Source organism: Thermostichus sp. MS-CIW-36 (assembly GCF_054059035.1).
This window is the reverse complement of record NZ_JBSSBR010000001.1, coordinates 1-12822: the sequence shown is the minus strand read 5'-3', so window position 1 is coordinate 12822 and position 12822 is coordinate 1. Positions and strand designations below refer to the sequence as shown.

Sequence of the window (12822 nt, the reverse complement as noted above, 5' to 3'; positions counted from 1 at the left end):
CACCCATCTATTCACCATAGCGGAGCCAAGATGCGGCTGTATTGGTCGTCGCTTGCCCTCAGGGTCACCACAGGCGAGAATAGAACAGAGAAAGCCGTCCTCAAGCTCACCTTTTTTTGTCTGCCTGTGAATCCTGTTCGCACCCTCTCCGCCACCAAAGCGGCCTTTTTCAGCGCCTACCCTCGCCCGATCAACGCCGTCTATCGCCGGGTGGTGGAGGAGTTGTTGGTCGAGCTGCACCTGACCACCGTCAACAGCACCTTCATCTACGATCCGTTTTTTGCCTTGGGGATGGTCACCCTCTACGACGGGCTGATGGAAGCCTACCAACCCCCCGAACAGCGAGAAGCCATTTTCAACGCCCTCTGTAAGGCTTTGCACCTCAAGCCGGAGGTGTTGCGCAAGAATGCCCGCGATCTGCTGGAGTTGATGAGCAGCGGGGATCCCCGTCAGAGACTGGATCTCCTTTGCCTCAAGCCAGAGGCGGAAGATGTGGGCGGGTTGAAAGCCATTTTGGAGCGCATGACTCAGCCGCCCTATGCCTACAGCCGGGTCTTGGCTGTTGGCCTTTATACAGCCTATGAAGCCGTGGCCAAGTCCCTTTACAAAGAAGCGGAAGAGCGCACCCGCCGCTTTTTGGAGGATGTGGTGGGCAAGCTGCCCTTTTCGGCAGAGCGGGTGAAAAAGGATCTGGAGCTCTATCGGAGTAGTTTGGATCGCATGAAGCAGGCGCGGGCTGTGGTCGAGGAGATGGTGAAAGCCGCCCGACGCCAGCAGGAACGCCGCCAATCCGCCGCCTCTTTGCCCGAGACTTCCCTTGCCGACCCGAGCGAGCCCAGCAGCTAAAGGCAGGCCCTAAGCCAAATACCGAGCCCAGGTTTCCACCACCTCGGGGGATCCATACCAGCGCCGTCCACCCCGACCGGAATGGTAACAGTCGGGCAGGGTGAGATTGACAGCCCCCTGCAAGTGGGCAGCCTCGATGGGGATAATGCCATCGCCCCACAATTCCCCCTGTCCAGCCGTGAGCCAATAGCTGTTGTAGGCCAGCCAAGCCAGATAATCCTCCTGTCGCCACAGGGATCCCAGGCCCAAGCGCCGCCCCTGAATGGCTCTGCCCGCCACGCACACATAGTTCACCTCGGGCCAAAAGGCCCCCGGATAGTGGGTGTTGACAAAGTCCAAATTGCGCTTCGTCCAGCGCTCCCGGCTGATGTGAGGGGATCCCAGGCTGATCAGCGTAGCGACGTGCTCCCGCCCCTGCCACACCTGTCCCCCGTAAGGCACGGATCCCAGGTAGATGCGGGCAATCCAGCCGCCGGCGGAGTGGGCCACCAGGTTAACCCGGTCAACCCCAAACTCAGCGCAGGTCTTTTGGATGGCCTCTCGCAGCGCCCACAGGATGGGAGTGACGGGCCTTCCCCCCAGCGTGGGAAACCAACTGCGCACCCGTAACGGCACCACCCGTGCCGCATAGCCGCGGGCTTCCAGCTCTTGACGCAAGGGCTCATACTCCGACGCGCCCGCCAGATAACCGGGCAAAATCACCAGAGGAGCCATACGCTAGCGGGGATACCAGAACATGCCTTTGATCCCCTCGGGGTCGGGGGTGAAGCCCAGCCGCTCGTAAAAGCTGACCACCCCTTGATCGGCAAAAAGGGTGATGTTGCTGATGTCTTGGGCGCGCAGCTCTTGGATCACCTTTTCCATCAGCCGCTTGCCCAGACCCTTGCCCTGGAAATCGGGATGAACCACCACGTCCCAAATGGTGGCATTGAAGGCGTGGTCGGACGTTGCCCGGGCAAAGCCGATGAGGCGACGATAGCTGCCCCGCTGCTGCCACATCGACACCACCAAAAAGCTGTGCTGCAGGGCTTTTCTCACCTTGGGAATGGGACGACGCGACCATCCCACCGCATCGCAGAGCTCCTCCAGCTCGTACAGATCCAAGTTGGGATCCAAGCTGAACAGGATGGACTCGCCCTGTACCGCCACCACTTCCTGACGGTCGCGACTGCGCTGCGCGGCAACATGACCAGCTTTGGCCGTCGTTTTTTGCGCCAACTCTTTCGTCGAAGCGGCCCCTGCTGCCCCGAACAGGCCCTTCCAAAAGCTCATCGGATGTCTTCGTGGAGTGAAAGCCCCCATCTGATCAGGTAGGCGTGTCCTCAGTATAGCCAGGATTGGCAGCGGGAATAGCTGAATCTGCATAGGTGCTTCCGCGCAGGCTTGGGACAGGTCTTTATCGGAAACTGAGAGTGGAAAGTCTGGGCGCTAAAAAGTCTATGGCTCCTCCCGGCACCGGCACTCTCGTCAATACCCTCGCCATCTTGGCGGGGAGCGGCCTTGGTTGGGGAGTAGGTAGCCGCCTGCCCCAGCGAATGAGCCAAACCCTTTTGCAAGCCATGGGATCCCTGGTGCTGGTCTTAGGGATCCAAATGGCCCTCACCCTCGGCAGTGCCGCCCAAGCGGTAACGGTTTTGGTTGCTCTGATGTCAGGAGCTGTGCTGGGGGAGTGGATTGACATCGAGGCTGCTTTTGAGCGGATTGGCCAGGCCCTGGAAAAGCAGGTAAGCCGTTGGCTGGGCCCCAACCCGATTACCCGTGCCTTCGTCACCACCAGCATCCTGTTTGTGGTCGGCCCCATGACCCTGCTGGGATCCATCCAGGATGGATTGGGGGATCCCTCGCTGTTGTTGGTGAAAGCCGCTTTGGACGGGATCGCCACCCTCGCCTTCACCGCCAGCCTTGGCTGGGGCACCCTATTTTCTGCGGTGCCGGTGCTCCTGGTTCAGGGGGGAGTGGCTTTGTTGGCGCGGCAGTTGCAGCCTCTGTTGCGCCCAGACCTGATCGCCGCCTTGGAGGCCACCGGTGGGATCCTGATCTTGGGCATTGGCCTCAACCTGCTCGGCCTGGCCCGCCTGCGGGTGGCCAACTTGCTACCGGCTTTGGTGATCGTGGAGCTGCTGGTGGGGTTTTTCCCCGTTTGGGATCTCCACTTCTAGGTTTCCAGGTCGGTTGGGAGGTAGAAAGGGTCAGAAACCGCTTAATGGCCGGCGGTTAACTGGGATCCAATCTCTGATGACCCCCGATAGTCTGAAAGAGCTACTCAACCACACCACCAGAGAACAGTTGGTGCAGGAAGCCCTACGAGCGGAACGTTCCAAAAGCTACTTGGCTTTTCAAATGCTTTCGAATTTGCTTTCTATGAATCCCCCCGAAGGGGGGACTTGCGGACAGCAGGCGTTAGGCAAGAGCGGTTGACTACCCCGCCGCTACAGGCAGCATAGTGCAAAGCTGCCCTGGAAGGACGGGGCTTTAAACCCAGTTTTTTGGTTAAGCTTGATGACGACTCTTTCCCAGGCATCAATGCCGGGGCTTGCACGCCAAACTCTCGGTGAAGCTTTTGCCAGTAATTTATAGGCAATTGCAAATCAGGATGCAACCAGCCCCCAGCAACTCAGTAGGCCAAGCCCATGCTGCGGGTGGTTTCGGGGCCAAGGTAGACCCGGATGCTCAGGAAGTCGGTAGGGCAAGCGGTTTCACAGCGTTTGCAGCCAACACAGTCTTCGGTGCGGGGGGCAGCCGCGATCATCCCAGCTTTGTTTTTTCCCTTCCAGGGCACCATCTCCAACACGTCGGTGGGACAAGCCCGCACACACTGAGTGCAGCCGATGCAGGTGTCGTAGATCTTGACCGAGTGAGCCATTAGCGTTCTCCAGTCGAGCAGGTTGAAAAGTTAAAAAAAGGTTTACCGAATCGGCATGGCAGCAACATCGCTGCGCCAGTGCCCTCAGTGTACTGTAGTCCTGGGAAGCCTCCAAAATCTCCGATCCAAATGTTCAAACAAATTTACATCCGGTGGGGTCGTCCTCTGAGCTGATGGGAAGGTTGCTAGGGTTGGGCTAGGATCGGCCTGAAGATCACAGGACAAGGGATCCTGAACATGGGGCGTTCGGTGCAGGATTGGCGAAGGCAAACTCAGGGCAATCTGCGTCGTCTGGGGCCGATTTTGCTGGAGATCTTCGAGGAGAACAGGCCTCGCCTGCGCCAATGGGATCAGCAGCTCACCGATTGGGTGCGCAGCCGCCGCTGGGGGGTGGATCCGTCTCTGCCCAAGGTGGCTATCTATGTCCTGGGCGCAGTGGTGATCCTGGCGATCCCACTTCTCACGTTTGTGGCTTTGGGGGCCTTTCTGACCTTTCTGGGTGTCCAAATTGTCCAAAAGTGGTCACAAGGGGATCCCGCTCGCCAAACTCAGCGCCGCTATCTGCGCAGTGCTGACGCGGATGATGATGACTTTGATCTGGATTGAGAAAGGGGCTGCGGGGAATGGGCGGGCTAACTGTCCGCCGACCGTTGGGGCTCCTGGGAGTCTTGCTGCATGCCCAAGCGTTGTTTGACCTGTCTGATCACCTTCTGGTGAGAGCGGTTTTCCAGCCTGTTTAGGCCGATGGCGCCGGCCAGGATCCCCAACTGCAAGGCCAAGCTGGGCAAGGTGGTGCTTAAGTCTCGCCCCGCCAGGGCCTGAAAGAAAAACACAAACGCCCCAATGGTGGCCGAGAAGCCCGCTGCCAGGTAGATGAAGCGCCGCAAGCTGCGATAGGGAGCGGCCAGCTCCGTCAAGAGCCTCACTTGCTCCGCTGAAGAGGGATCCCGCCGCTGCGACAGGGGCGATCTTGGCTTGGGATCGGAGTCTGCCATTGGCTACACCTCCTCAGGCAACAAGAGGGGCTCCCGACCGGAAACCCCCGCCAAGACGGCTTCAGCAGCACGGCAGGCGGCCAGAATATCTCGCTCTTCCCCTCCCAAGTACACGCGGCCAAAGCTACCGAAAGGCATCACCTCCAGGATGTTGATCTGGGCAGATTTTTCTGCCTCGTTGGCAGCCAGGGGGGCATAGCCTGCCGGTTGCACCTCCAGGATATAGAGGGTTTGGCCGGCCAGGAGCATTTGGCCACGGCGGGAACGGTTAATCAACTGGGTTTGGTGGGGATCAATGTTGCGGATGATCTGGCTGGAGATGATGCGGGGCTTGAGGCGCTCCTGTTCACTCACCCCCAAGGCAGCCAGAATCGCCCGTCCGGCGGTGCGGGTATCCCCTTGGTTGCTGGAGTGTACTTCCAGAAGGCCGTAGAGGCGTTCCACCACCTGCAGCCCCGGCCTCACCGAGGTGGCCTTCAGGGCAATATCCATAACGCGGTTGATCTCGATGCCGGGGGAAATCTCAACCCACAAAGAAGTGTCCCCAGGCAGGGGCAAAAAGCCGTAGGCTACTGTGCCCAGATAAGCAGCATACTGGGGTTGCAGCCGATCCAAAAACACGTAACTGCGAAGGTCGATCCCCAAAAAAGTCCTCCCTTTGGGCTCGGTTGGATGGTGAGCTGATGTCGATCTATTCTTTACTATTCTTATTCTTCTCCAGCCTCATCGCAGCTCTTGGGTCCTTGGGCGGGCCGACCAACCTTCCAGCTCTACAGGTCACCCTGAGCCACCACCTTCACCGTTGTCAGGGCTTCCACGTCGATGGGCCCGCGCACGTGCAGCCGCTGGGTAGAAATGCCCAAAGACAGGTCGCGAAACGCTCCCAACGTGGGGATCCCAGCTCCCCGGCCTGCCGAGAGGGGGGAAGTGTTGATGTGGATCAGGGCGGCATCTACTTCCTGGAGAAAGCGCTGGGCCGCCGATTGGCTATCGGTGAGGATCGTCTCCGATTGACGGCAACCATTTTTGTTAATCCAGGCGATCGCCTCCGTCAGGTCGGCAATGGGCTGCAGGCGCAGATGAGGTCGTTCCGTCGAGTCAAAGCCTTGCCCAAGCGGCTGGAGCTGCGGGAACTGTTCCAGAATGGGGGCGGCTGCCTGGATATCGATCCCGTGACCCAGCAAGTCCTCAATCAAGGCGGTCAGATGGTTGGTGGCCCAATCGGTGTGGATCAGCAGCCAGAGGGTGAGAGGCTGATAGATGGGGATCCCTTCTGAGCCATACTGGGCGAGGGGATCCAACAAAACCGACTTGACCAAAGGCCAAGGGGCGGTGCGATCCAGATAGATGTGGCCGTAGCCCAAATGGGTAGCCAGAGTCGGCACTTTGCTGGCCTGCAACAGGAACTCCACCCAGCCGGGGCGACCGCAGGGAATCACCAGGTCTAGGTAGCGGGTTTGCTGTAGCAACGGCAACAGTGGGGAATCTGCTTGGGGATCCGCCGTTTTGTCTTGGGCGGGCAAGGTTTGAATGGCCCCTTCCGGGATCCCGTGCTCATAAGCCGTCTCTGCCAAGAGGTTGACCATGGCCTGGTGAGTTTTCTGGATGGGACCGCTGCTGGCCAAAATCATGCCATTTCCTGTTTTTAGGCACATGCCAATGCCATTTAAGGCAAACTCGGGGTAGATTTCATAGACCAGAGCGATCAACCCCAACGGGACGCGGTAGCGGCCAATAAACAGGCCATTCTCCTGGCGGTGCCCTTTCTCCAGCTTGCCAATGGGATCCGGCTGCTGGGCCAGGAGAGTCAGCAACTGGGCGGATCGCTGTAGACGCTCGGGGGTGAGCTTCAGGCCGTTGAGGATCCACTCCGGTACGGTTTGCTCGCGGCAACTTTCCAGGTCGAGGGTATTGGCTTCCAGGAGCAGATCGGAGCGCTCCAACAAACACCGCGAGAGAGCCAGCAGGGCCTGGCGCTTGGTTTGGCTGCTCAACCGCTGCATCTGCGGTAGTAAGCGGCGTACCTGTCGCAGAGTGGTACCTAAGTCAAAGTCTGAACCGAAATCTGTCACTTGAACTTCTCCCGCCTAGCCCATTAGAGACAGACCCGCTGCGTTCTCCAGACCACTGCTAACAAGAAATGGTTGGATCCACAAGTGCTGGGGCTGCCAATTCTGGAGACCAGTCGCTGGAGAAAATCTCACTCACCTCAGGGCCGCCGCAGCATCAGGATCGCCGTTACCATCAACAGCGTCAACAACAAGCCGAGAATCATGAACCAACTGAGCAACTGGGTTTGGTTTGGGAAGAGCACTGCGCCGATGAACCCAACCGCCAAGACAATGCCCAAGCTGAGGGTGAGGCCCAAGAGCGCGGATCCCTGTAGGGTGTTTTCCCGCCGCAACACCCATTGGTAGCCGTTCCAGAACCACATTTTGCGGTAGGGATAAGAAACGGCCAGTTGCTCGATGTACAGGCGGTCGGGGGTAATGGCAAAAATATGCTGGCAACGGCTACACCCAAAGGCTTCGGTTAGGGTGATCAGGCGCAACTGACCTTGGTGGCAGCACGGGCAGGGGTAAATTTTGGCGGGCTCAAGGGTCTGAGCGACACGCGGGGCTGATTTTTGACGGGGAGACTTGCGGGGAGAAGAGAACGCCACAGCTCTCAGCCGGTGAGAAGTTGGGATCCCTCACATCCTATCTTCAGGAAAGCGGAGTCAAGCCACCCAGAGATGGTGGACGTAGCGCCAGGTGAGGATTTGGTTGAGGGCAAAAAAAATGAAAGCCAGCAGCCCATATCCCAGCTTCAAGGCGACACCAAGATAGGGCCGCATCCGCTGGGGGATGAAGCTGAAATCGGTGTGTTTGGCCCAATGCACCAACGCCAGCACCTGCACGATGTGAACCGGCAGGCAATAGCGGCTCATGCTTCGCTCGCCCAAGGGGCTCGTACCCGTCAGGGCAATGTAAAACATGGCCCAAGCAGCCAGGTGAAATCCCAGCCGCTCCCGCCAACACTGGCTTCTACCTGCCATAACTCCTGCCGCATCCATTAAACCTGTAACAAGCAGGGATCCCAGGGTGGCAGACACAAACAGTTGGCTAAGAGCGTCAGCCCACAGCCCAGGGTCTTTCATCGGTGCAGAAAGAGAGAGTAAGCTTTGCCAGCGTTCGGCGGAAAGGACATATGTGCGAGCTTGGAAAATAGCTTGATAATTGGCTTTCACGCCGGTAAAGTAACGCTGCATTTCCAGGTAGAGATCCCAGCGTCCGAAGCGGAGCTGACAGTAGAGAAAAAAGCCCAGGCCACCCAACAGAGCCAAGCTCGCTGCCATACTCGTCCAAAACCAGCGGCGGGCTTGGGTTCTCTCCCCCGCTTTCAGGAGATTCAAAAAAGGGAGCAGCGCCACCGGCAAGCCGACAATCCGAGTAGCACTCATCACCAAGCCGTGGATCCCAGCCAGGAGCATCAGCAGGGGACGGCCCCCGTGAATTGACCAGTAGAGAAAACCCAGTAGGCTGGCCATAAACAAAGATTCGCTGTAGCCCACGACCAGGTAAAAGCTGGTGGGATAAAAGAAGATGAGCAAACTGGCCAAAATTTGCCAGAGGGGGGGAATTTGCCACCTGCGGTAAAGCAGGAAAAGGTAAACCCACATCAGCCAGCAAAAGAGCTGAGCAGTTAGGTAAAGCCCCAGTTCAGGGTCAACTCCCACAAGGTGACTGATTGCGGCCACTGCCAGGGGATAGCCGGGGAAAAAAGCTACGTTGCTCTGCTCGTAGGCAATCTTGTCGAAACCCACAAACTGGTACCCCCGCCTCACAATGCTGAGATACCAATAGCTATCCCGCTGACTCAGGGCTGTGAAGGCAGAAGCATAGTCACCGCGTTTTGTCCAGAGGTATATCGTTAGCACTTGCAGGATAGTAAGCGCTAAGCCTAGCAAAGCAATCCGAACAGAGAAGCAACCTAAAAGTTTGCGGATCTGCTGCAACAGATGGCTGAGGCGAAGACTCATCGGCACATTGCTCTTTCTCTCGTCAAGACGGCTCCGTCAAGCCACCCAAAGATGTTGGACGTAGCGCCAGGTGAGGATTTGGTTGAGGGCAAAAAAGATGAAAGCCAAAAGACAATACCCCAGCTTCAGGGCACTGCCAAGATATCGCCAAGCCCGTTGGGGGATGAAGCTGAAATCGGTGTGTTTGGCCCAATGCAGCCAGGCCAGCACCTGCACGATGTAAACCGGCAGGCAATAGCGAACCATACTTCGCTGGCCCACCACACTCATTCCTGCTAAGGCAATGTAAAACATCACCCAAGCAGCCAAATGAAACCCCAGCCGCTCCTGCCAGCGCCGACTTTTGCCGGCTGTGGAGCTGATCCCATCTATCAAACCGGTCACCAGTAGGGATCCCAAGGTGAGAGGAACAAACACTTGACTGAGGGAAATTGCCCATATCCCAGCTTCCAAAGCTTCAGAAAAGGAAAACAGGGATCGCCAATGACCAATAGAAAAGAGAGGAGTATAGGTGTGCGCTTGAACAATGGCCAGGTAATTGACAGAGCTGGGGCCAAAGTAGGACTGCATTTCCATGTAGAGATCCCAGCGTCCAAAGCGAAGCTGACAGTAGAGAAAAAAGCCCAGCCCCCCCAGCAAAGCCAGGCTCACTGTCGCCACTGTCCAAAGCCAACGTCGGGATCCTGACCAGAGATTGAGAAGTGGAATCAAGGCTACCGGCAAACCCACAATGCGGGTGGCGCTCATTGCCAAGCCGTGGATCCCGGCCAGGAGCATCAGCAGGGGACGATCCCAATGAATTGACCAGTAGAGAAAACCCAACAAGCTAGCTGTAAACAAAGACTCGCTGTAGCCCACACACAGATAAAAGCTGGTGGGATAAACCAGGATGAGCAAACTTGCCAAAGCCTGCCAGAGCGGGGGAATTTGCCACTTGCAGTAGAACAGGAAAAGGTAAACCCACATCAGCCAGCAAAAGAGCTGGGCGGTGAGGTAAAGCCCTAGTTCAGGGTCAACGCTCAAAAGGCGACTGATTCCAGCCACCGCCAGGGGGTAGCCGGGGAAAAAAGCCACGTTGCTCTGCTCATAGGCAATCTTGTCAAAGCCCACAAACTGATACCCCTGCCGCACGATGCCGAGATACCAATGGCTATCCCACTGAATTAGGCCCTTGAAGATGGAAACATAATTGCTCTCCTCACTCCAGAGGGAGATCATGAAGATCTGCAGCACTGTCAAGGCCAAGCTGGGCAACAAGACTCGCCCTAAAAAAGGGCCAAGATGCTGCCGACCTCGCTGCAACAGATGACTGAGAGGCAAGCTCATCGCTGAACTGTTAAGGGTGAAGATGTCACTTTGATTTCTTCTTGGTAATCGTCGTCGGAGTTCACCTGCCAGAGATTGTGACTACCGGGTCGGAGAATGTTCTCAGCCGCCAGCAAGCCCATCAGTAAACTGTGATCTTGGTTGTTGTATTTAAATGAGCCGTAGCGGCCCACCACTTGTAGATTTTCAAACTGGCTGAGATACTCCTGCAAAATGGCTAAATCTTCTTTATAGCTACCGGTATAGATGGGATAAGTGCGGGGCAGGCGCACCACAAAGCCACTGTAGATCTTTTGATCGTGAAGCAGGCCAATTTGACGCAGCTCCTTCTCGGCCAAAGCCAGCAATTCCTCCTCAGGAGCTTGCCACAAGGGATCCCCAAAGTTGCACCAATACTCACAGCACAAGGGGGTTTGCTCTTGGTTGGGCAACATGGCCGGAGACCAATTGGCGAAGTTGGTCACCCGTCCCACCCCCACCGTTGGATCGTTGATATACAGCCAGTTATCGGGGAAGAGCTGGGATCCCTGCACAATCAAGTAAACCAAGACAGTATTGCGAAATCTGAGATTGCGGGCTGCCTGCAGCACTTGGGGGGGAGGCAATTTCCGCAGGCTCTGCACCAACACCGTCAGAGGGATCGAGGAAATGACGTGGGAGGGGGAGACCCAAGTTTCACTTCCATCCTGAAGATTGCGCAGTTGCAGCTCGACAACTTGGGATCCCTCGTGCCTAAGGGCGACTACCTCTGTATTGAGCAAGACTTTCTGTCCTTCGGCAAGCAAATACTCCTGCATTTTTTCATAGAGCTGCCCGGATCCCAGGCGAGGAAACTGAAACTGATCGATCAGGGATTTCACCGAACCTCGATTCCACCCCAAGGCCTTTTGGATGGCTTGCCCAAGGCTGAGACCTTTGATGCGCTGGGCGGCCCAATCAGCACTGATCTCGGTACAAGGGATCCCCCAAAGCTTTTCCGTATATCCTTCAAAGAACATTTGAAAGAGTCGGGTGCCGAACTTGCCTTTGACCCAGTCGGCAAAGTTCTGGGGAGCTGGTCGCGGAATTAATTGTGCCCAGAGATAGGAAAGGACAATGTGCAGGCTTTCCCACCAACCCACTTTGCGCAGGACTTCCCAGGCCTGAATGGGGTACTGAAAATACTGCTTGCGGTAATAGATGCGGGTGAGCCGTCGGACGGTTACTTGCTCGGATTCCAAAACCTGATTCCACAACTCTCGCACCGGCAGGATTTTAGTGAAAAAACGGTGCGGGCCATAGTCCAAGATAAACCCCTGATACTGAATACTTTTGGCCAAACCCCCGACCTTCTCCTCTCGTTCTACCACCACTACGGAAAAACCCAGTTGGTTCAAGCGATAGGCAGCCGCCATGCCTGCCGGCCCCGCTCCCAGGATGTAGATGGGATCGCGCACTCTATTCCCTCTCGCAACTACCCCGTGGAGACATTCTAAAGCAGGTCGGGAAAGTCCCCTGCCACCGGACAATTCCCTACAAAGCCCTGGGAAAATGGGCACAGAGGTTAGACTGGTGAGGCTGCGGCTGGAGGCTGGCCTGTGCTGTTAACCAAGGGCTTTGAGGTGGAAATGTACACCGGCACCGCCGCCGGGGAAGTGGTGGGCTTGTCGGATCGCATTTGCCAGGCTTTGCCAGGGTTTGTGCGGGAGCCGGATCGGCGCAACGTGGAGTATATCACCCCTCCCCTTCGCCGCTACGAAGACCTGCTCTGTGCCTTGTTGCGGCCTCGCCTACAGTTGCGGCAATTTTTGCGCCGTCTTGGCCCTTACACCCTTCTGCCGGGGAGTACGCTGGCTTTGGGCGGCAGCGATCACTTCGAGCGGTCGGATCCCGGCAACCCCTACCACGACTACATCGAGCGCACCTATGGCACGCGGGTGGTAACTGCTAGCATTCACATCAATGTTGGCCTGCCAGGTACCGAGGCCATCTTCCGGGCCTGTCGCCTGCTGCGAGCGGAAGCATCTCTCTACCTAGCTCTGAGCGCTTCCTCTCCTTTTCTGGACGGACGGGTGACGGGATCCCACTCCAGCCGTTGGCAGGTGTTCCCCAAAACGCCGGCTCAGGTGCCCTTCTTCCGGGATCACGCCCACTACATTGCCTGGATCCAGGAGCAGCTAGCCTTGGGCACCATGCAGAATGTGCGCCACCTGTGGGCCTCGGTGCGACCCAACGGCCCGGAGCGGCCCTACCACCTCAACCGCGTGGAGCTGCGCATTTGCGATCTGGTGGGGGATCCGGTGATGGTTCTGGCGATTACCGCCTTGGTGGAAGCCCGTCTCTGGCAGTTGCTGGCCCAGCCGGAAGCGCTGGATCCCTTGCGGGGGCCCTTTACCCCAACAGAGCTGGAGAGCCTTTGCGAAGCCAACGAGCAGGCTGCTGCTCGAGAATCGCTGCAATCTCATTTGGTCGATTGGCGGACAGGCCGGGAACGGGCGGCCCAAGAGTGGATCGAAGAGCTGCTGACCGAAGCTTGGCGTATTGGCCAACCTCAAGGCTTGGGCTGTTTTCTAGCTCCCTTGCAAACTCTGCTCCACCAGGGCAATGAGGCCCAACGCTGGCTGAAGCAAGTCAACCAGGGATCCACACCTGCCCAGGTGTACCAACAGGCCATCCAGGAGCTGGCCGAACAAGACCGAGAGAGCATGACTCTAGTCAATAATAAGCTCAACTATACTGAAAATAATGTATAATATGTTCAGTACGGATTACTACCAGTTGATCTTTCTGTT

Annotated in this window: 14 protein-coding genes; 4 read left to right on the top strand and 10 right to left on the bottom strand. The window is 57.2% G+C overall.

Annotated features, from left to right (window positions below; all coding sequences use genetic code 11):
- The first annotated feature begins 30 nt into the window (after positions 1-30).
- On the top strand, positions 31-846 hold the full coding sequence (psb29, locus tag ACVWVQ_RS00070; protein ID WP_414357195.1) for a photosystem II biogenesis protein Psp29: 816 nt from the start codon (positions 31-33) through the stop codon (positions 844-846).
- A gap of 9 nt (positions 847-855) precedes the next feature.
- Here psb29 and ACVWVQ_RS00065 read toward each other — a convergent pair whose 3' ends face one another.
- Both ACVWVQ_RS00065 and ACVWVQ_RS00060 read right to left on the bottom strand, forming a co-directional pair.
- A complete protein-coding gene (locus ACVWVQ_RS00065; protein ID WP_414357197.1) occupies positions 856-1560 on the bottom strand; it encodes an esterase/lipase family protein in 705 nt (234 codons plus the stop codon).
- Between the two features lie 3 nt (positions 1561-1563).
- Positions 1564-2118, bottom strand: coding sequence for a GNAT family N-acetyltransferase (locus tag ACVWVQ_RS00060; RefSeq protein ID WP_414357199.1), 555 nt, complete (start codon positions 2116-2118; stop codon positions 1564-1566).
- 167 nt (positions 2119-2285) lie between these two features.
- On the opposite strand from ACVWVQ_RS00060, the gene ACVWVQ_RS00055 reads away from it, so the two are divergent.
- Positions 2286-3005: a DUF554 domain-containing protein gene (locus ACVWVQ_RS00055; protein ID WP_414374952.1), complete on the top strand. Its 720-nt coding sequence runs from the start codon at positions 2286-2288 to the stop codon at positions 3003-3005.
- Positions 3006-3460: 455 nt separating this feature from the next.
- On the opposite strand, the gene psaC is transcribed toward ACVWVQ_RS00055, so the two are convergent.
- Positions 3461-3709: a photosystem I iron-sulfur center protein PsaC gene (gene psaC, locus ACVWVQ_RS00050; RefSeq protein WP_414350136.1), complete on the bottom strand. Its 249-nt coding sequence runs from the start codon at positions 3707-3709 to the stop codon at positions 3461-3463.
- A 237-nt stretch (positions 3710-3946) separates the two neighbouring features.
- Here psaC and ACVWVQ_RS00045 point away from each other — a divergent pair, with 237 nt between their 5' ends.
- Positions 3947-4315, top strand: coding sequence for a hypothetical protein (locus tag ACVWVQ_RS00045; RefSeq protein ID WP_414357203.1), 369 nt, complete (start codon positions 3947-3949; stop codon positions 4313-4315).
- A 26-nt stretch (positions 4316-4341) separates the two neighbouring features.
- Here ACVWVQ_RS00045 and ACVWVQ_RS00040 read toward each other — a convergent pair whose 3' ends face one another.
- The 7 genes from ACVWVQ_RS00040 to ACVWVQ_RS00010 form a co-directional block, all read right to left on the bottom strand.
- Complete coding sequence (locus ACVWVQ_RS00040) at positions 4342-4704, bottom strand: DUF3493 domain-containing protein (RefSeq protein WP_414374954.1); 363 nt, start codon at positions 4702-4704, stop codon at positions 4342-4344.
- Between the two features lie 3 nt (positions 4705-4707).
- Positions 4708-5349 carry a hypothetical protein gene (locus tag ACVWVQ_RS00035; RefSeq protein ID WP_011432202.1) on the bottom strand — a complete coding sequence of 214 codons (642 nt, stop codon included), beginning with the start codon at positions 5347-5349 and terminating at the stop codon, positions 4708-4710.
- A gap of 125 nt (positions 5350-5474) precedes the next feature.
- Positions 5475-6776, bottom strand: coding sequence for a gamma-glutamyl phosphate reductase (locus ACVWVQ_RS00030; protein ID WP_457506255.1), 1302 nt, complete (start codon positions 6774-6776; stop codon positions 5475-5477).
- A 137-nt stretch (positions 6777-6913) separates the two neighbouring features.
- On the bottom strand, positions 6914-7255 hold the full coding sequence (locus ACVWVQ_RS00025; RefSeq protein ID WP_457506253.1) for a hypothetical protein: 342 nt from the start codon (positions 7253-7255) through the stop codon (positions 6914-6916).
- Between the two features lie 168 nt (positions 7256-7423).
- Positions 7424-8509 (bottom strand): hypothetical protein, encoded by a 1086-nt coding sequence (locus ACVWVQ_RS00020; protein ID WP_457506251.1) that lies wholly within the window; start codon positions 8507-8509, stop codon positions 7424-7426.
- A 252-nt stretch (positions 8510-8761) separates the two neighbouring features.
- Positions 8762-10051 carry a hypothetical protein gene (locus ACVWVQ_RS00015; RefSeq protein ID WP_457396121.1) on the bottom strand — a complete coding sequence of 430 codons (1290 nt, stop codon included), beginning with the start codon at positions 10049-10051 and terminating at the stop codon, positions 8762-8764.
- The gene (locus ACVWVQ_RS00010) at positions 10048-11487 is read right to left on the bottom strand and encodes an NAD(P)/FAD-dependent oxidoreductase (protein ID WP_457506249.1); all 1440 of its coding nucleotides are present in this window, start codon (positions 11485-11487) and stop codon (positions 10048-10050) included. Before ACVWVQ_RS00010 ends, ACVWVQ_RS00015 begins: the two co-directional genes overlap by 4 nt.
- Positions 11488-11628: 141 nt before the next feature.
- Here ACVWVQ_RS00010 and gshA point away from each other — a divergent pair, with 141 nt between their 5' ends.
- Complete coding sequence (gene gshA / locus ACVWVQ_RS00005) at positions 11629-12783, top strand: glutamate--cysteine ligase (protein WP_414374961.1); 1155 nt, start codon at positions 11629-11631, stop codon at positions 12781-12783.
- Positions 12784-12822: the final 39 nt, after the last annotated feature.